The 24,780-nt window shown below is 70.2% G+C and carries 15 protein-coding genes, 1 tRNA gene and 1 pseudogene; all 17 read left to right on the top strand.

Annotated elements, in window-relative coordinates:
• Positions 1-185: 185 nt before the first annotated feature.
• The 17 genes and pseudogenes from E4N62_RS19055 to E4N62_RS18980 all read left to right on the top strand — a co-directional run bounded on the left by E4N62_RS19055 (position 186) and on the right by E4N62_RS18980 (position 24,768).
• On the top strand, positions 186-794 hold the full coding sequence (locus E4N62_RS19055) for a small secreted protein (RefSeq protein WP_230215921.1): 609 nt from the start codon (positions 186-188) through the stop codon (positions 792-794).
• Positions 795-1,164: 370 nt separating this feature from the next.
• Complete coding sequence (locus E4N62_RS19050) at positions 1,165-2,697, top strand: methyltransferase (protein WP_230215919.1); 1,533 nt, start codon at positions 1,165-1,167, stop codon at positions 2,695-2,697.
• Between the two features lie 284 nt (positions 2,698-2,981).
• Entirely contained in the window at positions 2,982-4,559 is a 1,578-nt protein-coding gene (locus tag E4N62_RS19045; protein ID WP_308185239.1) for a protein kinase, read from the top strand.
• Positions 4,511-5,350 carry a septum formation family protein gene (locus tag E4N62_RS48760; RefSeq protein ID WP_308185237.1) on the top strand — a complete coding sequence of 280 codons (840 nt, stop codon included), beginning with the start codon at positions 4,511-4,513 and terminating at the stop codon, positions 5,348-5,350. The genes E4N62_RS19045 and E4N62_RS48760 overlap by 49 nt, the downstream gene beginning before the upstream one ends.
• Before the next feature lie 98 nt (positions 5,351-5,448).
• Positions 5,449-5,646, top strand: coding sequence for a hypothetical protein (locus E4N62_RS19040; RefSeq protein WP_230215917.1), 198 nt, complete (start codon positions 5,449-5,451; stop codon positions 5,644-5,646).
• A gap of 312 nt (positions 5,647-5,958) precedes the next feature.
• The gene (gene topA / locus E4N62_RS19035; RefSeq protein ID WP_230215915.1) at positions 5,959-8,811 is read left to right on the top strand and encodes a type I DNA topoisomerase; all 2,853 of its coding nucleotides are present in this window, start codon (positions 5,959-5,961) and stop codon (positions 8,809-8,811) included.
• 206 nt (positions 8,812-9,017) lie between these two features.
• Positions 9,018-12,350, top strand: a complete 3,333-nt coding sequence (tmk, locus tag E4N62_RS19030) for a dTMP kinase (protein ID WP_230215912.1) — start codon at positions 9,018-9,020, stop codon at positions 12,348-12,350.
• A gap of 320 nt (positions 12,351-12,670) precedes the next feature.
• Positions 12,671-13,875: pseudogene (locus tag E4N62_RS19025) on the top strand (DNA polymerase III subunit delta').
• 108 nt (positions 13,876-13,983) lie between these two features.
• A complete protein-coding gene (locus E4N62_RS19020) occupies positions 13,984-15,570 on the top strand; it encodes an alpha/beta hydrolase (protein WP_230215910.1) in 1,587 nt (528 codons plus the stop codon).
• A 123-nt stretch (positions 15,571-15,693) separates the two neighbouring features.
• Positions 15,694-15,767: transfer RNA gene (locus E4N62_RS19015), tRNA-Thr, on the top strand.
• 231 nt (positions 15,768-15,998) lie between these two features.
• Positions 15,999-16,640 carry a hypothetical protein gene (locus E4N62_RS19010; protein WP_230215908.1) on the top strand — a complete coding sequence of 214 codons (642 nt, stop codon included), beginning with the start codon at positions 15,999-16,001 and terminating at the stop codon, positions 16,638-16,640.
• Positions 16,641-16,952: 312 nt separating this feature from the next.
• Entirely contained in the window at positions 16,953-17,264 is a 312-nt protein-coding gene (locus tag E4N62_RS19005; RefSeq protein ID WP_230215906.1) for a hypothetical protein, read from the top strand.
• Entirely contained in the window at positions 17,264-17,617 is a 354-nt protein-coding gene (locus E4N62_RS19000) for a hypothetical protein (protein ID WP_230215904.1), read from the top strand. Before E4N62_RS19005 ends, E4N62_RS19000 begins: the two co-directional genes overlap by 1 nt.
• A gap of 440 nt (positions 17,618-18,057) precedes the next feature.
• Complete coding sequence (locus tag E4N62_RS18995; RefSeq protein WP_230215902.1) at positions 18,058-19,197, top strand: hypothetical protein; 1,140 nt, start codon at positions 18,058-18,060, stop codon at positions 19,195-19,197.
• Positions 19,194-20,387 carry a hypothetical protein gene (locus E4N62_RS18990; protein WP_230215900.1) on the top strand — a complete coding sequence of 398 codons (1,194 nt, stop codon included), beginning with the start codon at positions 19,194-19,196 and terminating at the stop codon, positions 20,385-20,387. Before E4N62_RS18995 ends, E4N62_RS18990 begins: the two co-directional genes overlap by 4 nt.
• A complete protein-coding gene (locus E4N62_RS18985) occupies positions 20,384-23,485 on the top strand; it encodes a hypothetical protein (RefSeq protein ID WP_230215898.1) in 3,102 nt (1,033 codons plus the stop codon). Before E4N62_RS18990 ends, E4N62_RS18985 begins: the two co-directional genes overlap by 4 nt.
• Entirely contained in the window at positions 23,482-24,768 is a 1,287-nt protein-coding gene (locus E4N62_RS18980; RefSeq protein WP_230215896.1) for a hypothetical protein, read from the top strand. Before E4N62_RS18985 ends, E4N62_RS18980 begins: the two co-directional genes overlap by 4 nt.
• The last annotated feature ends 12 nt before the right edge of the window (positions 24,769-24,780 follow it).

Below are 24,780 nucleotides of genomic sequence, written 5' to 3'. Positions count from 1 at the left end.
CAGGGGCCAGCTCAAGGGGCGGGCGGACGGCGCGTGTTGACGCGTCGGCCGTCCGCCCCTTGGCCGTGCCGGGGGTGCCCGTGAGCCTTCTCTCTCTTGGTGCAAATGGTTACAAAAGGGTGCAGCAGGGGTGCTCGGCACACAGGTGGCTCCCCTTCGGCGTGTATGTTCCGGGGCCGAGAGCCATGGAAGGGACCAATCCGGTGAACAAGAAGCTCGCGGCCGCACTGTCCGGCGGTGCGGTACTGGTACTGGCGCTGTCCGGCTGCAGCGGCGACGAGACGAACGACAAGCTGAACTCCTGGGCCAAGGAGGTCTGCGACTCGGTGCAGCCGCAGATCAAGAAGATCGCGGCGGCCAACGCCTCGATCCAGAAGGAGACCTCGGACGACAGCGCGCCGGCGGACGTGCAGAAGGCCGACTCCCAGGGCTTCCAGGACATCTCCGACGCCTACAAGGCGATGGCGACGGCCATTCAGCAGGCTGGGGCGCCGAACGTCGAGGACGGCGAGAAGAAGCAGAAGGCCGCGGTGGCCGAGCTGAACCAGCTGTCCACGGCGTACGGGGAGCTGAAGAAGAAGTCGGACGCCCTGAACATCAAGGACCAGGCGAAGTTCGCGGACGGGCTCGAAGGGGTCGCGACGGAGCTGGAGAAGCTGAGCAAGACCGGGAGCGACGCGTTGAAGGAGCTGGAGAAGGGGGAGGTCGGGCAGGCGATGGCCGAACAGCAGAGCTGCAAGTCCGCGAACACCTCCGGTGAGGCTTCGGTGCCGGCTGTTCCTTCGGAGGGCTGACGGGCGCTCTCGGCCGGTAGGGACGAGCTGGGGCGGGCTTGAACGGGCGTCCGGGGTCGCGGGACTGTGGGTGGGGTGGGCCGGGGCGGATCTGGCGCTCGGCGGTGGCGAGGTGCCGCTGCGCCACCGTGCCGCCCCAGCGGCACGACTGCCCGCAGCGAGGACGGCGGCGGCACGGGTGGGCGCAGCTAGGACGGCGTCGAGGGCCGCAGCTGAGGCCACGCCGAGGGCCGCAGGCGAGGCTGCGTCGAGGGACGTGGGTGAACCGCGCCGAGAGCGGTAGCTGCGACGGGCGGGCGGCTGCGGAAGGGAAAGAACGCGGGGTGCGTGCGGCCGGGGCGGGTCGTGGGGCGCGGTTACGCTGGGCGGTGTGAGTGACTCCAGGCTGTCTTCGCTGCCCTCTGTTGATCGGTCCGATGTCGCCGCTCGGTTGCGGGAGGCCTTGCTCGGGGCCGAGTTCACCGCCGACGGGCTGCTCGAACTGCTCGGTGCGCCCGCGTACGCGGCCCTCGCGCGGAGCGAGGTCGTGCCCGCGCTGAGGGCGACACGGGGGGAGACGGCGCTGGAGGCGCTGGTCCGGCTGTTCCTGTTGCAGGAGCCGGTCGTACGCGCGCGCGTGGAGGGCGTGCTGCCTGTCGACGCGTGCGTCGAGAGCGGCTGGCTCGTCCGCGTCGGTGACGACGGGGACGAGATCGCCGCCACCGTCGACGTCCGGCCGTACGGCGGCCCCGGCGGCGAGGACTGGTTCATCGTCTCCGACCTGGGGTGCGCGGTCGGTGGGGCCGGCGGGATCGGGAGCCGGGACGAGGGCGTCGTGCTGGGGGTCGGCGGAGCGTCCACGACGCTGGCCGGGATCACCGTACGGACGCCCGTCGCCGCCGCCCTCGACCTCGGGACCGGCTCCGGCATCCAGGCCCTGCACGCCGCGCAGCACGCCACGCGCGTGACGGCGACCGATCTCAACCCGCGTGCGCTGCACATCACGGCGCTCACGCTGGCGCTGTCCGGAGCCCGCGCCGCCGAACTGCGGGAGGGTTCGCTCTTCGAGCCGGTCGGGGCGGACGAGACGTACGACCTCATCGTGTCGAATCCGCCGTTCGTGATCTCGCCCGGTGCCCGGCTGACGTACCGCGACGGCGGGATGGGCGGGGACGACCTGTGCCGCACGCTCGTCTCGCAGGCGGGTGAGCGGTTGAACGAGGGCGGGTACGCGCAGTTCCTCGCCAACTGGCAGCACGTGGAGGGGGAGGACTGGCAGGAGCGGCTCAGGTCGTGGGTGCCGCGCGGCTGCGACGCGTGGATCGTGCAGCGCGAGGTCCAGGACGTCACGCAGTACGCGGAGTTGTGGCTGCGGGACGCGGGCGACCACCGCGGTGACGTGGCCGAGTACCAGGCGCGGTACGACGCGTGGCTCGACGAGTTCGAGGCGCGGAAGGTGAAGGGCGTCGGGTTCGGGTGGATCACGCTGCGGAAGTCGGCCGCGGCGGAGTCGGAGCCCTCGATCACCCTGGAGGAGTGGCCGCATCCGGTCGAACAGCCGCTCGGTGAGGCGGTGCGGCAGCACTTCGCGCGCGTCGACTACCTGCGGGCGAACGACGACGCGGCGCTCCTGGAGGCGCACTTCCGGCTCACCGCCGAGGTCGTCCAGGAGCAGGTCGGGCTGCCCGGCGCCGAGGACCCCGAGCATGTGGTGCTGCGTCAGAACCGTGGAATGCGCCGGGCCACGAAGGTGGACACGGTGGGCGCGGGATTCGCTGGTGTGTGCGACGGCACGCTCAGCGCGGGGCGGATTCTGGACGCCATCGCCCAACTCGTCGGCGAAGACCCGGTGGCCCTGCGTGACCGGACGCCGGTCCAGATCCGCCTCCTCGTCGAACAGGGGTTCCTCGAACCGGCTCGGTGATCCGCCCCGCACCGGTCCCGCACCGGCGAGGGAGCCCGTCCGGGCTCCCTCGCACCCGGTGACGGTTTCCGGACCGTCCGATGACGGGACCGGTACCCCGCGCGGCGCCCGTTCCCGTGATGGGCGGGGCTGGTTCGCACCTCTGAGACGCATGTGCCTCCTCTGTCTGGATTGGTCCGTAAAAGGGCTCCTGTCAGTGGTGCGTGCGAAGCTATTTTCAAGAGACGGATTCGACGTGTCCTCGGGGGAGGCACGCGCTGTCTCTGGGGGATCGGGGGATCGCGATGGCGGGGGATACGCCGGAGCAGGGTCGGGGCAGGATCATCAACGACCGGTACCGACTGCTGCGCACCCTGGGCGCGGGCGGTATGGGCCGGGTCTGGCTCGCGCACGACGAGGAGTTGGCCTGCGAGGTCTCCATGAAGGAGATCTCCCTGCCCGACGTCCCGCTGGACGCGACCGAGCCCGCCCAGCGGATCGCCCGGGCCCGCAGCGAGGCCCGGCACGCCGCGCGGCTGCGTGGCCATCCCCATGTGGCCACGGTCCACGACGTGGTGCTCCACGAGGGCCTGCCGTGGATCGTCATGGAGTACGTGCCGGACGCGATCGACCTCCAGGCGGTCGTACGGCAGCGAGGGCCGCTCTCGCCCGAGCAGGTCGCCCGGGTCGGGCTCGCCGTCCTCGACGCGCTCACGGCGGGGCACCGCATCGGCATACTCCACCGGGACGTGAAGCCGGCCAACATCCTGCTCGCGGCCGACGCCTCGGGCGACCCCTACGCGCGCGTGCTGCTCACCGACTACGGCATCGCGCTCCAGCCGGAGTCCCGCGAACCCCGGCTCACCGCCACCGCCGGAATCCTCGGCACGCCCGGGTATCTGGCGCCCGAGCGGGCCCGGGGCGAGCCGCCGACCCCGGCCGCCGACCTGTTCTCGCTCGGCGCCACGCTGTACGCGGCGGTCGAGGGCCGCGGCCCCTTCGACCGGCACGGCGAGTACGCGACGCTGACAGCCCTGCTCGGGGAGGAGCCGGCGCCGCCCGCCCGCGCCGGTGAACTCGCCCCCGTCCTGCACGGGTTGCTCATCAAGGACCCCGTGCGCCGACTCTCGCCGGAGGCCGCGGCACGCGGCCTGGAGCGAGTGGCCGCCTCGGGCGCCGAGCCGACCCCGCCGGGCTGGGGCGCCACCCCGCCTCGGCACCCGGCGCCTTCGGACCCGCTCCCCGCACCCCGGCGCCCCCGGGACGCCGGGGACCCCGCGACCCCGGCACTCCCGGCGCGCCTCCGGGGTACGTCGCGAGCGCGCCCCCGGGTACGTCGCCGCCGGGCAGCACGGCCTCGGGGCACGCCCGACACGCCTGGCCCACCCCACACGCCGTACACCCCGGGGTCCCGCACACCCCCGGCACGCCCTCGTCGCCGAACGCCCCGAACACTCCCGCCGGTGGCCCGTCCACGCCGGGTGCGACACCGGGCGGCCCTTCGCCGTACGACCCGTGGCAGCGGGGACAGCAGCCGCGCAGCCCCTACGACAGCTACAACCCGTACGGGGGCCGCCCGTCCACGCCCTACGCGGGCGCCCCCGGTGGCCCGCCGTCGGCGTACGGAGGCGGAGGCGGAGGCGCTCAGCCACCCGGGTACGGCGGCAGCGTCGGCAACCAGTCGCTGCCGTACGCGGCCAACGCCTCGGCGCCGTACGGCGGTGGCGGCGCCACGCCTCCGGGGAACGCGGGATTCCCGACCCTCACGGCAGGGAGCCCACCGCCGCCCGGCGGACCGCGGCGCAGGACGCCCGCGGGGGCGGTCGTCGCGATCGTGGTCGCCGTGCTGCTCGCGGCGGGCGGCGGCACCTGGGCCGCGGTGAACCTGTCGGGCGGCCCGGACCCCAAGCCCTCCGACAGTCCGGGCCCGTTGTCGTCGCCGACGTCGGAGTACCCGTACGGCAAGCGGGCGGCCCTCAAGAAGGCGCTGGAAGTGGGGGACTGCGTCAAGGCCGTCTGGACGGGGACGGCGTTCGACTCGGTGCCCGACCTCGGCGTGGTGGACTGCGACGAGGACTGGCCGGACGGTCAGGTCGTGGCGATAGCGACGGCGTCGGACCCCGCCGAGGCCAAGGCCAGCGGAGAGCAGCGCTGCGCCGGCCAGGCCGACGCGCTGGCCGAGGCCCTGCCCGACGCGGGCGTCTACGCGCTGATCCCGACGAAGGAGGGCTTCACCGCGGCCAAGGGCGGTACGGCGTGTCTCGTCCTCGGCAAGCACGTCCCGATCGGCGGCGAGGTGGGCCGACTCCGTGACGTGGGCATGAACCTGTGGCCCACGCAGATGGCCGTCGGTGACTGCTGGGACTACGCCATCAGGGAGGACGAGGGGTACGACGCCCCGCTGACCGACTGTGCCGAAGCGCACACCGACCAGGTCGTCGGATCGGTGCAGGCGCCCGACAACATGACCTTCGCCGGTGCCCTCGCCGAAGGCGGAAAGCTGTGCACCAACAGGTTCGAGTCGAGTTGGGCGCCCGGAGCTGACCTGATCGTGTCGGGATGGGTCTCCGCAGAAGAGGAGTGGAAGAAGGGCTTCAACATAGTGGTGTGCACGGTGCGCAACGCCGACATGTCGCAGACGACCGGCAAGATACCCACGCCCGGCTCGGTCTGAGAGTCCGGACGCCTCACGTTCACCTCGGGTTCGTGCGCCCGCTTCCCGTCCGTGCCAGCCTCCCGTCCCTGGGCAGTCGAGGGGTGGGAGGACGGGACATGGAGAGCGGTCCGGCGATCTTCGTAGGAGTGGTGTTCGCCCTGTTCGGGGGCGGACTGATGCTGTGGACCGTGCACCGGTTGCGCCTCGGCGAGCCGGTCGCGCAGGGGGTGCGTCCCGCGATGTCGGCGACCCTCGCGAGCGTCACCGCGGTCACCGCCCTGGTGCTCGCCACGTGGTGCCTCACCCGCGTCTGAGCGGGCGCGGGGAGCCGGGGCCGACGGGCGAGCGGGGTAACCGTGATGTGACCCTCCGCATAGGCCCCGAACGGATCGCTGAGGACGCCGGGCGGCAGGAATGGCGGTAGTCGGGTTACCGTTCGAGTGGCCGTTGCGGGCTTTTCCCGTTTGACACGGGGGCGGGATGTACCGTCACACTCCGCAGCGTCAGCATGACCCGACCCCCGGGCCGACCGCCGAGCCCCGTGCGAGGCGGGCGGCCTCAAGGGGTCGCCCGCCCCGGGACGCAAGCCTGGGGAGACCCAGCGTCGACCGGAGAGAAGAGCGAAGTTGTCCCCGACCAGCGAGACCGCGAAGGGCGGCCGCCGACTCGTCATCGTCGAGTCGCCTGCCAAGGCGAAGACGATCAAGGGCTATCTCGGCCCCGGCTACATCGTCGAGGCGAGCGTGGGGCACATCCGCGACCTTCCCAACGGCGCCGCGGAGGTGCCCGAGCAGTACACCGGCGAGGTGCGCCGCCTCGGCGTCGATGTCGAGCACGACTTCGCGCCCATCTACGTGGTCAACGCGGACAAGAAGGCCCAGGTCAGGAAGCTCAAGGACCTGCTGAAGGAGTCCGACGAACTCTTCCTCGCCACCGATGAGGACCGCGAGGGCGAGGCCATCGCGTGGCACCTCCAGGAGGTGCTCAAGCCCAAGGTCCCGGTCAAGCGGATGGTCTTCCACGAGATCACCAAGGCCGCGATCCAGGCCGCCGTCGCCAACCCGCGCGAGCTGAACCAGCGCCTCGTCGACGCCCAGGAGACCCGCCGCATCCTCGACCGTCTCTACGGCTACGAGGTCTCGCCGGTCCTGTGGAAGAAGGTCATGCCGCGGCTGTCGGCGGGCCGCGTCCAGTCCGTCGCGACCCGGCTCGTCGTGGAGCGGGAGCGGGAGCGGATCGCCTTCCGCTCGGCCGAGTACTGGGACCTGACCGGCACCTTCGCGACCGGCCGCGCCGGTGACGCCTCCGACCCGTCGTCGCTGGTCGCCCGCCTGCAGTCCGTGGACGGCCGCCGCGTCGCCCAGGGTCGCGACTTCGACTCGCTCGGCCAGATCAAGGGCGCCAACGTTCTTCACCTGGACGAGGCAAACGCTCGCGCGCTCGCCGCCGCCCTGGAGAACACCCGCTTCTCGGTCCGCTCCGTCGAGTCCAAGCCGTACCGCCGCTCGCCGTACGCCCCCTTCCGTACGACGACGCTCCAGCAGGAGGCCTCGCGCAAGCTCGGCTTCGGGGCGAAGGCGACCATGCAGGTGGCGCAGAAGCTGTACGAGAACGGCTTCATCACCTATATGCGTACGGACTCCACGACGCTCAGCGAAACCGCCGTGGCCGCCGCCCGTGCCCAGGTCACCCAGCTGTACGGCGCCGACTACCTGCCGGCGCAGCCGCGTACGTACGCCGGGAAGGTCAAGAACGCGCAGGAGGCCCACGAGGCGATCAGGCCCTCGGGTGACCGTTTCCGTACGCCCGCGGAGACCGGGCTGACCGGTGACCAGTTCAAGCTGTACGAGCTGATCTGGAAGCGGACCGTCGCCTCCCAGATGAAGGACGCCACGGGCAACAGCGTCACCGTCAAGATCGGCGGCACCGCCTCCGACGGCCGGGACGCCGAGTTCAGCGCCTCCGGCAAGACGATCACCTTCCACGGCTTCCTCAAGGCCTACGTCGAGGGCGCCGACGACCCGAACGCCGAGCTCGACGACCGTGAGCGCCGGCTGCCGCAGGTGAACCAGGGCGACCCGCTCTCCGCCCAGGAGATCACGGTCGACGGGCACGCCACCAAGCCCCCGGCCCGCTACACCGAGGCGTCGCTGGTCAAGGAGCTCGAAGAGCGCGAGATCGGCCGCCCGTCGACGTACGCGTCGATCATCGGCACCATCCTCGACCGGGGTTATGTGTTCAAGAAGGGCACGGCCCTCGTGCCGTCCTTCCTGAGCTTCGCCGTGGTCAACCTGCTGGAGAAGCACTTCGGGCGGCTCGTCGACTACGACTTCACCGCCAAGATGGAGGACGACCTCGACCGCATCGCGCGCGGCGAGGCCCAGGCGGTGCCGTGGCTGAAGCGGTTCTACTTCGGCGAGGGCACCGACGTCAGCGGCACGACGGCGGCCGAGGCCGGCAACGGCGACGGGGACCACCTCGGCGGCCTGAAGGAACTGGTCACCGACCTCGGCGCGATCGACGCCCGTGAGGTCTCCTCCTTCCCCGTCGGCAACGGCATCGTGCTGCGCGTCGGGCGCTACGGCCCGTACATCGAGCGGGGCGAGAAGGACTCCGAGGGGCACCAGCGCGCCGACATCCCCGAGGACCTGGCGCCGGACGAGCTGAGCGTCGAGCTGGCGGAGGAACTGCTCGCCAAGCCGAGCGGCGACTTCGAGCTGGGCACCGACCCGGCGACCGGTCACCAGATCGTCGCCAAGGACGGGCGCTACGGGCCGTACGTCACGGAGATCCTCCCCGAGGGCACCCCGAAGACGGGCAAGAACGCGGTCAAGCCGCGCACGGCCTCCCTGTTCAAGTCCATGTCCCTGGACACGGTGACCCTCGACGACGCCCTGAAGCTGATGTCGCTGCCGCGGATCGTCGGCGCCGACGCGGAGGGCCAGGAGATCACCGCGCAGAACGGGCGCTACGGGCCGTATCTGAAGAAGGGCACGGACTCGCGTTCGCTCCAGACCGAGGAGCAGCTCTTCACGATCACCCTCGAAGAGGCGCTGGCCATCTACGCGCAGCCCAAGCAGCGCGGGCGGGCCGCCGCCAAGCCGCCGCTGAAGGAGCTGGGCGAGGACCCCGTCAGCGGGAAGCCGGTCGTGGTGAAGGACGGCCGCTTCGGCCCGTACGTCACCGACGGCGAGACCAACGCGACGCTGCGGTCCGGGGACAGCGTGGAGGCGATCACGCCCGAGCGCGGGTTCGAACTGCTGGCGGAGAAGCGGGCGAAGGGGCCCGCCAAGAAGACGGCCAAGAAGGCGCCGGCGAAGAAGACGGCGACCAAGGCTGCCGCCAAGAAGGCCGCGCCGGCGAAGAAGACCGCTGCCGCGAAGAAGGCCGCTTCTTCGAAGACGGCCGCGGCGAAGAAGGCGGCTCCTGCGAAGAAGGCGGCTGCGAAGAAGGCGACGTCGGCCGGGGAGAGCGCCTAGTTGCTCGCGGCTGCGTTCGCGGCTGCGGGTGGAGTGTGGCTTGTCGCGCAGTTCCCCGCGCTCCTCAGGGGCGGTTCCGCGTGCGCGGTGGCTGAATCTTCACTTCTCGAGTGCTGAACCCGCACCCTTTGCGCACCTTGGTGTCGAGGTGTGTGTGCGCTCGGGCGCTGCTTCTGGGTGTCGGTGCGGGCCGATAGGCTGAAAGCATGATGCGAGCCGAGCAGCCGACGGCCCACAACCCGGCCCCCGACGACGCCCTGGCAGCCGACTCCAGGGAGCGCGCCGTCCGGGCGCTGCTGCGCCGGCCCCAGCTGAAACGGTTGTGGAGCGCACAGCTCGTGGGTGGCGTGGGCGATGTGCTCGCGCTGTTCGTGCTGGTGCTCCTGGCCTTCCAGGCGGCGATCGCCGAGGGAGCCTTCGGCGGCGGATACCGGGGCGTGGCTCTGACGGTCGCGGTCGTCTTCGGGACGCGCGCCCTCGCGACCCTGCTCTTCGGTGCCGTACTCCTCGGGCCGCTCACCTCCCTGACCTCGCAGGACGGCCCGCTCGACCGCCGCTGGACCATGGTCGGCGCGGACGGGCTGCGGGTTCTGCTGCTGATCGTCGCGCCCCTGTGGATCGACTGGACGCCGGGCAACGCGCTCGCGGTGCTGTTGGTCACCGTGTTCGTCGCCGGTGTCGCCGAGCGGTTCTGGGCGGTCTGCCGCGAGAGCGCGGCCCCCGCGCTGCTGCCCGCGCCGCCGCTGGAGGGCGCGACCGTACGGCCGCTGCCGGACCACATGGACGCGCTGCGGAGCCTGTCCCTGCGTACCGGATTCGTGGCCGTGCCCCTCGCGGCCGCCGTGCTCGTCGTCGCCTCGCTGCTCAACAACCTGCTGGGCGCGGGCCTCGACTGGTTCGGGCAGCACCAGGCCGCGCTCGCCTCGTACGTCGCCGCCGGGCTCTTCGCCGCCTCGCTGTCGGTCGTGACCTTCCTCGACCTGCCCAAGACGCGCACCCCCCGCGCGCGGTCGCCGCTGGAGGGGCTGCGTCGGCCCAAGACCGGCGCCGGTGTCGACAAGGGCCGCACGGGCGCGATCCCGCTGCTGGTGCCGGCCTGCGGGGCCGTCGCGGGCGCGGTCGCCGCCGCGGTCGCCGTCGCCGTGCTGCACGCCAAGGACCTGGGCGGCGGGCCGGTGATGTACGGGCTGTTCGTCACCGCGCTGACGGGTGGCGTGGTCGTAGGGATCCGTCGGGGCCCGTCCGTGCTGCCCTCGCTGTCCCGGCGCCGGCTGCTCGCTCTCACGATCGCCTTCACCGGGATCGCGCTGCTCGCCGCCGGTCTGACGCCGGACGTCACGAGCGTGGTGCTCATCCTGGGTCTCGCCGGTGCCGGTGCGGGAATCGCCGCCAACACCGGGCACACGCTGCTCGATCAGGAGGCCGAGGACTCCCGCCGGGCCCGGACGACCGAGCATCTGCATGCTGTCGTACGGGTGTTCGTGGCGCTGGCGGTGCTCGTCGCTCCGCTGGTCGCGGCCGTCATCGGACCGCACCGGCTGGAGAGCGGCAAGTTCGTCTTCGCGCACGGCGGTGCGGCGTTCACGCTGATGCTGGTGGGGGCGTTGCTGCTGCCGGTCGCCGCGCTGGTGCTCGCCAAGGTCGACGACCGGTCCGGGGTGCCGCTGCGGCAGGACCTGCGGGACGCGTTGCTCAAGGGCGACGACCCGGTGCAGGCGCCCGCGGCCTCCGGGTTCTTCATCGCCCTGGAGGGCGGGGACGGCGCCGGGAAGTCCACCCAGGTCGAGGCGCTCGCCGAGTGGATCCGGGCCAAGGGGCACGAGGTCGTGGTGACACGCGAGCCGGGGGCGACTCCGGTGGGGAAGCGGCTGCGGTCGATCCTGCTCGATGTGTCGTCGGCCGGTCTGTCCCATCGCGCCGAGGCGCTGCTGTACGCGGCGGACCGTGCCGAGCACGTGGACACCGTGGTGCGGCCCGCGCTGGAGCGGGGCGCGGTGGTCATCTCCGACCGGTACATCGACTCGTCCGTCGCCTATCAGGGGGCCGGGCGGGACCTCTCGCCGACCGAGATCGCCCGGATCTCGCGGTGGGCGACCGACGGACTCGTGCCGCACCTGACGGTGCTGCTGGACGTGTCGCCGGAGGCCGCGCGTGAGCGGTTCACCGAGGCGCCGGACCGGCTGGAGTCCGAGCCGGCCGAGTTCCACGAGCGGGTGCGGGCGGGATTCCTGACGCTGGCCGCCGCCGATGCCGGGCGCTACCTGGTGGTGGACGCCGCGCAGGACCCCGAGGCGGTGACGACCGTGGTCCGGCACCGGCTCGACATGATGCTGCCGCTGTCCGAGGCCGAGGTGAAGGCGCAGGAGGAGGCCCGTCGCAAGGCCGAGGAGGAAGCCCGGCGCAAGGCCGAGGAAGAGGCCGCACGCAAGGCCGAGGAGGAACGGCTGGAGCGCGAGCGCCAGGAGGAGCTCGCGCGGCTGCGGGCCGAGGAGGAGGAGCGCAAGCGGCGCGAGCTGGAAGAGGCTCAGCGGCGCGAGGCGGAGCGGCAGGCGGAGGAGGCCCGGCAGCGGGCCGAGGAAGCGCGTCGCCGAGCCGAGGAGGAGCAGGCGCGGCTCCTCGCGGAGGAGAAGGCCCGGGCCGAGGCGGAGGAACGGCGTCGGGTCGAGGAGGAACGGCGTCGTCAGCAGGCCGCGGAGGAGCAGCGGCTGCGGGCCGAGGCGGAGGCGCGGCGCCTGGAGAAGCAGCGGAAGGCCGAGGAGGCGTTGCTGCGGGCCGAGGAGGCCCGTCGGGTCGCCGCCGCGGCGGAGGCCGAGCGGGCGGCGGCGGTCGCGGCGGAGGCGGAGCGCGCCGCGGCGGAGCGGGCCGAGGCCGACCGGAAGGCTGAGGCGGAGCGGGTCGCGGCCGCGGCGGAGGCTGCGCGGGTTGCGGCTGAGCGGGGGAGTGGGGACGAGGCTGGGTCCGGGTCCGTCGGGTCCGCCGGGTCGGGGTCCGGTGCGGGTACGGGTACTGGCTCCGGGGCCGGCGATGACGCGGTGACTGTGGCTACGCCGTTGGTGACGCCGACGAACGCGTCCGGTGGGCCGGTGGATGAGACGGCTGTGCTGCCGCCCGTGCGGGACGCGTCCGGGGCCGACTCCGAGACGACGGCGAAGTTGCCGAAGCCGTCGGTGCCGCCGGCGCCGCCGGTGCCGACTTCGGGGGCTGCCGCGGAGGATGAGACCGCGGTGTTGCCGTCGGTGCCTTCGGGGGCGGCCGACGAGACGGCTGTGCTGCCGCCGGTCCGGGACGACTTGGCGCCGCCGGGATACTTCCGGGACGAGCGGCCCGCGGCCGGCGGGGCGGACGGGTCGGACGCCGTGGATCGGACGCGGGAGCTGCCGCAGGTCGATGAGCAGGGGGTGCCTCGGCGGCGGCCTCGGTCGGACTGGGCCGAGGAGACGCCGCTGGACGATCTGCCCACGTTGGCGGACGAGTTGCTGGGGTCGCACGACGAGGACGACGCCGATGAGGGGCGGGGCTGGCGGCGGCGCCGCCGCTGAGTCGAGCCGACCCGAGCTGAGCTGAGCGGCTGAGCTTTGGTGGGGCGTGTGCGGCCGGTACGCGTTCCGCTGGTGGTCGGGTGGGGTCGGGGCCGTGCCGGTGCCTCAGCCCGTCGCTCGGTGCCCTACTGCCCGGGGTGGTTCCCCCGGGCTCTCTGGGCCGCCGCATGCGACGGGCTGAGGCACCGGCCCGGCCCCTTCCGTGTGCGCGGCGGACCGGGGGTTGGGTGCGGGTGGCGGTCCGCGTGCGGGGCTGGGTGTCAGTGGGGTCGCGCACAATGGGGCGCGGTGAGGGTTTTGTGTGACGGAGGTGGTGGGGCATGGCTGTGTGGGACGACCTGGTGGGGCAGGAGCGGCTGAGTGCGCAGCTGGACGCTGCCGCTCGGGACGCGGACGGGATCGTCACGGCGGCCGAGAAGGGATCGCGCCTCCGGAGGCGTCGAAGATGACGCACGCGTGGCTCTTCACGGGGCCGCCGGGGTCGGGGCGGGTGACGGCGGCGCGGGCGTTCGCGGCGGCGTTGCAGTGTGTCAGTCCGGACCGGGCGCTCGGCGGGAGCCCGGGCTGCGGGTTCTGCGACGGATGTCATACGGCGCTGGTGGGAACGCACGCGGATGTGAGCACCGTGGCGGCGGTGGGCACACAGATCCTGGCCGACGACATGCGGGACACGGTGCGGAAGTCGTTCACGTCGCCGGCGAACGGCCGCTGGCAGGTGATCCTCGTCGAGGACGCCGAGCGGCTGAACGAGAAGTCGGCGAACGCCGTGCTGAAGGCCGTGGAGGAGCCCGCCCCTCGGACGGTGTGGCTGCTGTGCGCGCCGTCGTTGGAGGACGTGCTGCCGACGATCCGGTCGCGATGCCGCCACGTCGGGCTGCTCACCCCGTCGGTCGACGCGGTGGCGGACATGCTCGTACGGCGGGAGGGCATCGAGCCGGAGGCCGCGGCGACGGCCGCGCGCGCGACCCAGGGGCACATCGAGCGGGCCCGGCGGCTGGCCACCGATCCGCGGGCGCGGGAGCGGCGGGCCGCGGTGCTGAAACTGCCGTTGCGGGTCGAGGACATCGGAGGGTGCCTGAAGGCGGCGCAGGAGCTGGTGGACGCCGCCTCGGAGGAGTCGAAGCAGCTGGCCGAGGAGGTCGACACCAAGGAGACCGAGGAGCTGAAGGCGGCGCTGGGCGCGGTGCAGGGCGGGCGGATGCCGCGCGGTACGGCGGGGGTGATGAAGGACCTGGAGGACAAGCAGAAGCGGCGGCGTACGCGGGCGCAGCGGGACAGCCTGGACCTCGCGCTGACCGAGCTCACCGGGTTCTACCGGGATGTGCTGGCTCTGCAGCTGGGATCCCGGGTGCCGCTCGCCAATGTCGAGGTGCGGGACAGCCTGGAGCGGTTGGCACGGGGAGGCACGCCCGAGGCGACGCTGCGGCGCATCGACGCGATCGCGGCGTGCAGAGAGGCGTTGGACCGCAATGTGGCGCCCCTGCTGGCCGTGGAGGCGATGACGATGGGCCTGCGTGCCGGGTGAGGGGCGGCGGCCTATGGGGTGGGGCGCGGTCTGTTGACTGTGTCACTCGTACGAGGAGCCTTCGTTGCTGTTCGTGATGAATTGAGCGGTTCTGGTTAGGCTCGCGAGATGCACACCAGGCGTACTTCCCGGCCGAACCGGTCCCTGTGGGCCGGCGGCGCGTTGCTCGCGGCCGCCGCGCTGCTCGTCGCGGGCTGCTCCTCCGGTCACTCCAGTGCGGCGGCCACGACCGTCGACGGGGGGCCCGCCCTCGGCCCGCTGCCCCGTACGACTCCGTCGGCGCTGGCCCCGTACTACGAGCAGAAGCTGAGCTGGCGGGGCTGCGAGACCCCCGGTTTCCAGTGCGCCACGATGAAGGCGCCCCTCGACTACGCGAACCCGGCTGAGGGCGACGTCAGGCTGGCCGTGTCGCGGCGGAAGGCGACCGGACCGGGGGAGCGGCTCGGCTCGCTGCTGGTCAATCCGGGTGGTCCCGGCGGCTCGGCGGTCGGCTATGTGCAGAGGTACGCGGGCATCGGCTACCCGGCCGAGGTGCGGGCGCGGTACGACATGGTGGCCGTCGATCCGAGGGGCGTGGCCGGCAGCGAGCCGGTCGAATGTCTCACCGGGCGCCAGATGGACACGTACACGCAGACCGATCTCACCCCGGACGACACGGCGGAGAAGGGTCGGCTGGTCGCCGCGTACAAGCGGTTCGCGGAGGGGTGCGGGGAGCGGTCGCCGAAGCTGCTGAGGCACGTCTCCACGGTCGAGGCCGCGCGGGACATGGACATCCTGCGGGCTCTGCTGGGCGACGAGAAGCTGACGTACGTCGGCGCCTCGTACGGCACGTTCCTCGGTGCGACGTACGCGGGGCTCTTCCCGGAGCGGGTCGGCCGGCTGGTGCTGGACGGCGCGTTGGACCCGTCGCTGCCGGCCCGTCGGCTCAACCAGGAGCAGACGGCGGGGTTCGAGACGGCGTTCCAGGCGTTCGCGAAGGACTGTGTGGGGCGCAAGGACTGTGTGCTGGGGCGTACGCCCGCGCGGGTCGCCAAGAATCTGAGCGGTCTCTTCGCGCGGCTGGACGAGCGCCCGCTGGCGACCGGTGACGCCGACGGGCGCCGGCTCGGCGAGTCCCTGGCCACGACCGGCGTGATCGCCGCGATGTACGACGAGGGCGCGTGGCCGCAGCTGCGCCAGGCGCTCACCGAGGCTGTCAAGAACGACGACGGCGCCGGCCTGCTCGCGCTCTCGGACAGCTACTTCGAACGCGCGCCCGACGGCACCTACTCCAACCTGATGTACGCCAACGCCGCCGTGAACTGCCTGGACCTCCCTGCCGCCTACGACACCCCCGAGGCGGTCGAACGGGCCCTCCCCGAGTTCGAGAAGGCATCCCCGGTGTTCGGCCGGGCTCTGGCGTGGGCCTCCCTGAACTGCGCGTACTGGCCGGTGGGGCCGACGGGCGGGCCGCACCGCATCGAGGCGAAGGGCGCCGCCCCGATCGTCGTCGTCGGCACCACGCGTGACCCCGCCACCCCGTACCGCTGGTCCCAGGCCCTCGCCTCCCAGCTCTCCTCCGCCCGCCTCCTCACCTACGACGGCGACGGCCACACCGCCTACGGCCGCGGCAGCGCGTGCATCGACTCCGCGATCAACACGTACCTGCTCCGCGGCACACCCCCGACCGACGGAAAGCGCTGCTCAGCGTCCTGATCATCGACACCCGGGCCGGTCGGGCCGGGGCGATCCCGGGGTGCTCCGACCTGTGGTTCGGAGCACCCCCGAAACTGTGTAGACTTACCGACGTTGCTGATCGCACCATAGTGCGGACAGCGCGCCGCCTTAGCTCAGATGGCCAGAGCAACGCACTCGTAATGCGTAGGTCTCGGGTTCGAATCCCGAAGGCGGCTCTCTGAAGGCCCAGGACAGATACCCGCTGACCTGGGTCTTTTGCTTGTTCTTGACCCTGCTTCGGTCGCCGGTGAGCCACGGGGTAGTGCCTCGGGATGCAAGGGGTGCGCGAGGGGAGCGCATCAGCGCAGCGACGGTGCAAGGGGTGCGCAACCCCTCTTGAGTCCTTTGCTGTTGCTTGTGTGCGGGGTTTGTCGTCACCCGACAAACGTGCCTCTAGGCTTGGCTTCGTGGCAGATGTGATGGGCACCGTGAAGGGCAAGACGCTGGTTGCGCAGACCAGTGCCGTCCTGCTGACCCGAGGGCTTGAGGTCGAACCTGTGGCGGTGCGGAACGTCATCGCGCACATGGTCGACACGGTCGCCGAACGGGTGGGGATGGATGCCGAGGAGGCGATCCATCTGGTCACGTCGGAGGCTGTGGCCGACGCGATCGTCGCAGCCGCCGACCAGTCCATCGAGGGCTCGGACTCCGTGCACTCGGTGCGCCCGGTCCGAGTGGACGCACGCAAGATCCAGGCGCCGACCCGGATCCTGGGACGTTTGGTGATGGCCGCCTCGCAGGCCGGCAAGTACGCGAGCCTGAACGAAGACGGCCGTTCGGCAGCTCACGCCATGGACCTGGCTACCGAGATCGGGGTGGCCATCGCGGCTGACGGCCCGAGCGCTGAGGAAGCCGAGATTCCCGTCGGGCTCCTCGATGAGCTGGTTGGGCTCGTTGAACTGGTGGCCGGGCGCGTCGAAACAGACGGTTGGAGTATCTGCCCCTGTGGCGAGCAACACGAGCAGGGGGACATTGACCGCAAGGTCGCGGTCGTCATGCGCGGCGACGCCGACCTCGCTCGGGTCCTGCGGTCCCGAGTAGACCTGTAACCGTCGCTCGTAGGCCGAGCCCATTCTCTCGGTGAGGCCGATGCTCACTTCCTAAATGCTTTGATCCGGACCTGCTGGGTGGCCAACTACGGGTGCCGCGGCATCACACGAGCGCAGAGTGTCCAAGGGGTGCACAGTGATGCTCGTCAGCGCACAGGTGCATTCCGGCGCGCTCGATACGTGCGGGTGCTCCGAAATCCGGGGCGCTTAATGTTTGGCGGTCGGAGGGGTAGGGCATCGAATAAAAGTTGAGTTCGCGTGCCAGGGGGAAATGTGGTTGCACCGGTCGCGTGGCTGCTTATTCCAGTCGCGTTGGAGACGCTCGACTACTACCGCGAGTACCTTCTCAGGAAAGAGATCGTAGATCTTCTCAAGGGAAAAGCGCTTGATGAACGGCGGCAGCTCCGCCCTGGCCAGAACCGTTTTGAGTCCTGGCCGTGGAAGGTCGCAGTGACGGAACTGGTGGAGGAGGGTGACAGCCCGGCCAAGCGTTACGCGGTTGAGGTCATCGACCTGCGACGGGCAGGGAGCCGGGCGAACAGGACGCGCAAGTACTGCTACGACTCGCGCTCGGACTCCCTGAAGCAATGGAAGCTGCGCCATGAGTTCGGCTGGAAGTACTGATGCCTGAAAGCGTGCCCGGTGGAGATCCCGGGGGAGAACTTCTCCTTGTGCTCGTGCAGGCCTTCCTTTCCGATCGCTGGGAGCGCCATAAGGCCAGTAAGGCCCTGGACGAGACACTGCGACGATACTTCCTCGATGAGGACTCGCGACCTCGCGCCGACCGAACTCAGCACAAGATCGATTCATTCCTCGTCTCGGTGACGCCCCTCATCACCGGTCACTCAGATGGGCCGGAGGAGTGCTACGTAGAGATCGTTGACACCACTCGCGCCCTTACTGACCCCGATAGGAGTTCGGTGTACTTCTATCGGCTCGGCAGCGGCCGGGCACGCAAGATCACTCGCCGAATCTGACCAGCACGCCTTGGCCGGGCGCCGTGTCTACACCGTCGCGGCCAGGAACTCGGGATCCGTCCCATGTCCGTTCGGATGCCCGTGCGCCAAGTACCTCTTGTCGTAGCGGGCGACGAGTACCCCAACACGGTGGGGCGTCGGCGTGGTGGGGCGCGAGCGACTCAAAAATCAGGCAAGTATTCGAATAGTTCAGTGGCAAATTCGAACGGAAGGGCGAATTATTCCCAAGGTGCTTCTCGCCAGGTGCTTTCGTCCGGAGTGGATTGTCAGAGGCGTCGGTTACCTTTCGAACCATGCGTCCAAACGGGTTACCTGCGGAGGAAGTTGGGGAAGGTCAGAGCCTGTCGGAGGGGGTCGCATCCCGGTCGGCCGGTATCCCGAGGCAGGCTCTGGCATTCCGTTCGGTTCGATCAAGGAACGCGGCCAGCATCTTCGGCCCGGTGATCGGCAGCGCGGCCAGCCTCAACGTCGGTGACGAAGAGATCGAGTGTGCCAAGGCCATCTGCGACATGCTCGCAGCCAGCGAAGATGACCAGGGCTTCCCCATCCGTGAGCTGTACGCCGTGCTGGCCCCGAGGTTCGGTCACAGCACGGTCAGATCGCGGCTCGGCCAGCTCATCGCCGCCGACTCGGTGCGCTTGGCCCGGGGCAAGCTGAACGACACACACGTGGAGCTCACCGAGGCCGGTCACGTGGGCTTGCTGCTCTTCCCCATGGTGACCGACACCCTCAACCACCAAGTGCTGATGGAAGTCCTCACCTACTTCATGAACGGTCTGGATAATCCCGAGGCCGAAGCAGGGGAACTCCGGCAGAAACTGCACGCATTCAGGGGCCTGGTCCAAGGACGATCCCGGGCGATCCGCGAGATCATCACCCAGAACGACATCGCCGCCGCCATCGAGATCGGCAAGCTGGACACGCGTGACCTGGCCGAGCGGATCCGGCTGGTGTGCGACAAGGCCTTCTTCAGTCTTCGTCAGATCCAGGAGCTGGCGACGGACCTGGATCGCATGATCACAGCCGTTAACAAGTACGTGAGCGTCCGCACTGATCTGGTGCAACTCCTGCGCCGAGAAGCACGTCTGGACCGCAAGGCCGAGCTGCACACCGCGAGCCTGGTGCGCGCCGCGCAGACCTCCACCGTCAAAGAACTCGCCGGCCTGTGGGACGGAATCCACTTCGACGGCGCCCGCGCCTGGCTGGATCCCGCCGCAATCGAAGCCGCAGCCGAAGAACTTCTCCTCGAACCCGTCCAGGACATTCTTCCGGACCGGCCCAATCGCCAGGCCGCGCCCCTCCCGGAACCAAAGGACGACGCTCTGCGCGCCATCGCCGATGAACTGCTCGGCGAACTGGACGAGATGGACCTGACCCCCATACTCCTGTCCCGCTCGTGGCGCAGCGGTTCCGAACTGTTCTGCAACCTGCTCGAACTCTCAGCCCTGGACACCCGCTACCGCCTCCATAGCCGGAAGGGGCCACCGCAGCACGGCGACCCCGATCCACGGAAGAGACGCCCGTCATGGGTGACACCGATGAGCCTGCGCCGCGAACCCGACCGGAAGGACGCCCCGTGACCGAGGACGAGACCGCGCGAGCCCTGGCACTGCTGCGCCACTCCGGCGGGGCACTGCCCACCCTCGGACTGCCTCTCACCGGCATGGAACAGGCCGCCACGGCCGCTGGGTTGCGTGTCCACCTCGTCGACGACCCAGCCAGCGGATCGCTTGCGGTACTCGGCTGGTCCGGAGGGGAACCGGCGGCCTCCACCGAGAGCCCCCGCCTTCCCAGGAACCGGCTCAACCCCAAGGAAGTGGTCACCTTCGTCGCCGCCTACGCCCTTCTCACCCAGCGGCAACAACTATCGGTGATCCCTCTCGCCGATGTCGTCGCCCTGCTGCGCGCCTGTACGGACAAGAACGCCCATACCTGGGCCGTACCCGCGCTGGAACGTGCCCTCCCCCAAGCAGGCTTGCTGCGTCTCCAGCCCGATCGCACGGTGCGTCTCGGCCCTGCCGCCAGCACCCTCGACCCGTCCACCCACGCCGCGCTGAACAGCGCCGCAGTGCGGTTGCGGCGCCACCGCGCCTACCCCCACCAAGGAGACGAGAGCCACAGCGCACCGCCAGTGCCTACACCGGAAGTCACCACAGCCAAGGCGTCCTGGTACGAGAACGACGCGGTGGACTGTGTCCGAGCCCTGGAAGCGGCAGATGCACCACTGCCCGCCCGCGACTGGCAACAGTTCGAGGAGCCCGCCACGAGGCGAGAAGCCGAACGTCTCCTGGCCGGCATCGGCCGCACACTCATCGAGGCAACCGCGGTCAGCGACAGCGGGCGCAGGGAAGTGACCGGATACATCAGCGGCTGGCACCCCGCCGTTACGCCAGTCCTCAAGGCGCCTTTGGGCGGGCTGACGGCCACCAACCTCGCGGCGCTCGCCCTGGTCTACCTCTACGACCGACTGATTCCCGAGTCCGGCGGAGCCCCTGAACGCCGAACGATCGAGAGCCGCCTGCGGGACCACAAGGGGCCCGACGGGCGAGACTGCCTCAAGGGGAGGGACATCGCCGAAGCGCTGTCCCGGCTCAAAGCCCTCGGCCTGATCGATTCCCGCAACCGCATCCAGGAATCACTCCTGCAACGCCTCACCCCCGAGCAAGATCAGAGGCTGAGGGAGAACGTCCTCATGCTCGCCGACCCGGGCAGCCTCGTTGCCGACGAGCTACGCCGTCGGCGTGCCAATGAAGCAGGAGCTGCCGCGTGACCGAGGAACCGCAACTCGCCATGCCTCTGGAGGCGTTGGGAGCCGTAGGGGCCAAGCCCTTACGCATGTTCCAGCTCGTCCGCATCGGGCGCCACACCAGCAGCATCATCCCCGTCAGCCACGCTGATGTAACTCTCCTCACCGGCACCGGTCCCGAGGGCGGTTCCAACGGCGCCGGGAAGTCCATGATGGCCAGTGCCATCGCCCTGGCGAACGCGGACGCGGATTGGCTGCGCGGCGGCATCGGACACCACGCCAGGAACCTTCTGTTCAATCAGAACGCCGCCGAGACCAAGCAACTCGTCGATGCGCCCAGCGGCTATATCGCCAGCGTGTACTGGAAGGAGGGCGACCCCCGCACCAGCGCAGTCACCGTATGGATGCGCATCCAGCGAACCGAGCCCTTCGTCCAGGTCAAGTTCGCCCCCGGTATCCGCTTGGCGCTCGGAGCCACGGAGTTGGAGTGCGCCACCCACGCAACGGAAGTGTGGAACGACCTCCCTGGTCCCGCCCTGACCTCCGGCAAATACGCCGAGAAGCTCTTCGGCAACGGCACCCGCTGCCTCGCCTACCTGCGCAAGCGGGGCGAGAAGAACATCGACGACGGCATTCTGTCCTCCGCCGGCAAGCCGCACAGGCCGGATGCCCTAGCGGACATGCTCATCAACCTGGCTGGCAAGAATCGGCTCCTCGCTGACGAGCAGAAGGCACGGAAGGGCATCTACGAACACAAGCTCGGCCTGGAGGCAGACCGGCAGGCCGCGCAGGAACAGTACGAGCGGGACGAGATCACCTTGAAGGCGATCTCCAGGATGCTCCAGGCGCGCGCCGCTCTTATCGATGCCGAGACCGACTGGAACCTGTACCTGGCCGCCCGGATCGTCGAGCAGCAGCGGGTCAGCGCGTCCGCCGCCGGAGCTGCGGAGGAGGCCAAGACACAGCTGGAAGAGATCAGGCAGAACATCGATGTCCTCCAGGAACGGCTCCGGGCTTGCCAGGACACCGAAAGTCTCCGGCTCCTCGCGGTCGAGGCGGCGCAGCGCCTCCGGGAGGCAGAGACCACCAAGCGGGACGTGACACTCAGCCTCGGTCGGCTCCAGTCCGAACACCAGGTGCTCGAAGGGAAGATCGCGGCGCTCGCGGACAAGGCAGCCCGAGGCGATGCCAACGCCCTGGAACAGGCCCAAGCGGATCTCGCAGAGGCACACACCGCGGTCGAGCTGGCCCGTGATGCCGTTCGCGATGCCAGCGCTGAAGAGAAGCGGTGCCGGATTGCCTACGAGCGGGAAGCCAAGGGGCAGGGCGGCAAGGCCGGGGAGATCATCGCAGCTCTCGACAGCGCTGGCCTTCGGGCTGTCCCGCTGGTGGATGCCGTCAGGATCGGAGACCTCGCGGAACGGGATCGTCGCCGCTGGGAGGCCCGGCTCGCCGTCCATGCCCAGACGGTCATCGTCCGTCAGGAGGATCTTCCGGAAGCAGAGCAGGCGCTCAGGGCCGCGCGACTACTCCCGGGCTGCGTGTTGTTCCCGGTGAAGGAACTCTCCACCGAGGGAGCGGGCTTCCCGCCGGTGGAAGCCTTCCTGAGCGCGCTGGAGACGCGGACCCAGGACACGGACGATGCGGACATCGTGCATGATGAAGCGCTCGGCCTGCGGATGTACGGCGGTTTCGAGGTGCCCATCACTGATCGCTTGGCGAGGATCGCGGCGGCCCGGGAACGCATGGAGGGGGCGACGGAACAGCGTGAGGACGCAGAAGGGCGGGCTCGGCAGGCCAACCGGGACCGGGACGACGCCGATGCGTGGCTGGCATGCTGCCAGGCGGCGCTCGATGTCGGTGAGCTGCGCCTTCAGCTGACGGAACTGAACGGTCGGATCGACCGGGCGGAGGGGGAAGCCAAGGCCGCGGAAGGGGCTGAGGCGAAGGCCAGGACCCGCAGCGCCGAAGCCGAGACCGCATACGGGTCGGCGGAGCAGAACGCACAGCGTGTCAAGAGTGAGCTCGCCGCTGCTGGCAGAGAGGCCGCTGGCAAGGACGAAGAACGGAAAACACAACTCGCTGTCGTGCAGGCGTGCACAGAGTCTCTGGCCCTTCTCGCACGAGCCTTCCCCGCAGGTATCGCCGCTGCCGAAGCCCTGGTGATCTCCCAGCCGCAACAGCCGACGCCGCAGACCACGCTGTGGCAGGCGCGGAAACAGATCAGCCGTGGGCTGGAACTGGCCGGGTGCTCATCGACCCAGTGGCGGCACATCGGCTTCCGCGACCACCAGGACGAGGTCACCTCCGACACGGTTGCGCAGATCCGTGTCGCGGTCGCATCCACCCTCGCCTGGCTGGACGAAGAACCCGATCCGAACGAGCAGCCCCGCTCCTTCCAAGAGGTCTCCGAACCCGCCACCCGCTGGATCGACTTCTACAGCGGAGGCGGTGCGGAGGAGCAGCAGGCGATCCTCGCCCGCCGTGAACGAAGCCAGAAGGCCCTGGAAGCCTCCGAGGCCAACGTGGCCGACTCGATCAAGTGGAGTGAAGGCAACAGGGAGACGCTGATCAAGAACATCGAGGCGGTGTTCACCGAAGCCGAAGAGCGGATGAACGCGCTGCTGGAATCGGCCGGCCAGAGCCGGGTACGGCTGAACGTACGGCACCGGGCGGCCACCGACCCGGAAGACCCGCTGCGGTGGGAAGTCCGCCCTCACTGGGTCAAGCCCGGCGCAGACCCCATCCCGTACCACGGAGGGGAACGGAACACCGCCGAGTACGTCATCTTCCACGCTTTCCTCGCCGCCTCCACTCTGGCCTCCGGCGGTACCTCATCAGGGCGCATGCTGATCATCGATGAGGCCGGCAACAACCTCGACTCCCGAAACGTCGGCGAGGTGGCAAAGGCCCTCCGGCGCATCGCCCGCGAGTACGGCATCACCGTGGTCCTCGCAGTGCAGAGCCAGGACATCAACTCGCTACGCCCCCACTGCGCGACGCTGATCAACCTGTCCCGCTACAAGGACGACGTCCTCAACGCCGAGCCACAGGTCATGAACGATTCGGATTCCGATCTCCTCGACGTATGGGACAGCATCCCGATGGAGGACGCCCGGTGAGCAACGCAGCAGCGCCCGGCGACGGCACCCACACCGTCACCAGCAGCAAACCCGCGCCGGTCGAAGGGCTGCCGGTGGGGCTGTGCGCCTATCCGGTCTACCGCGAGCGGTACGAGGAGGGCGTCCAGAAGGGCAGCTCCCGCCTCGTGGCGCTCCGCATCGAACCCGCCCAGCCGCCGGCCCCCGGTTCCGCAGAGCAGACGCTCCAAGCCTTGGACGACAGCAACCAGCGCTTCATCCTCGCATCGTCCACCAGGAGGGGCGGCACGGTCACCCGGAGATACCCCGTGCTGGAGCAGCTCGCCCCACTCATCCTGGCCGGGGTGGTGACGGTTACCACCCAACCACCGGGCGTCGACGGCCAGCCTGGAGCCGTCCTCGGATGGGAGTTGACCGCGGCCACTCTCGCCTATGCCGCCCGGGTGAAGGGCGACGCCCTCGACCGCGGCAGCAAGCTCCAGGCCGAAGCGCTGTCGCTCGCGCAGCGGATCCACTTGAACGTGCCAGAAGCCAAGGCGCTGGCGGCAGCCCTGGAACTTCCACGGGACACGGGAAGGCTCGATGTCTACGTGGCGGTAGCGCAGGCACTGCTGGCCGGGGAGACCTACCTCGGGGTGCGTGACTTCTCCAGCCGCCTGCGCGACGACACCAAGGCCGTAGACGCTGACAAGGCACTGGCCGACATCGGGATGAGCAAGCAGCTTCGGCAACGGCTGGGCGTACTGAAGTATCCGGAGCTGTCGATCTCCGGTCCCGTGGCCATCGGCCAGGGCAGCGGACGGCTGACCATGCAGGGGCTGGGCTCGCTGGTCACCGTGCCTTTCACCGCGATACCCATGACCGTGAGCACCACCGCCAACGAACTGGTGGTCGTGGAGAACAAGGAGGCCGCCGGATACCTGGCCCGGAGCCTGCCAGGACACGCCGTCGTCTGGACCAGCGGCTTCAACGGAGCCGAGTTCCAGCAGGTTCTGAGCGAACTCGGCCCCGTGTGCCCGAGAGCCTGGGTGGTGTGCGACGCAGACACCGACGGCGTACACATCGCCAACCTGGTGGTGCGCTGCGTCCCCCACGCGATCGTCGTGGACGTGGGCTCGATGAGTGGCGCGAAGCCCCGCCGGGAGCGTAACTACGCAGGAACCCGAACGCTTCGGACGATCATCGACAACCCCGCCACGGCGCCACAGGTGAGGCGCTTCGCCGAGCAGGTCGATGCTCGTGGGTACGAGGTGGAGCAGGAGGAGTTCATGCCGCAGGTACTGGGCTTGATCACTCATGGATGAAGCCGAAGGGCC

It is taken from the genome of Streptomyces sp. MNU76 (genome assembly GCF_020982545.1).
In the GTDB taxonomy this organism is placed as follows: Bacteria; Actinomycetota; Actinomycetes; order Streptomycetales; family Streptomycetaceae; genus Streptomyces.
The sequence above is the reverse complement of the archived record's forward strand: the minus strand, read 5'-3'. Positions and strand labels throughout refer to the sequence as shown.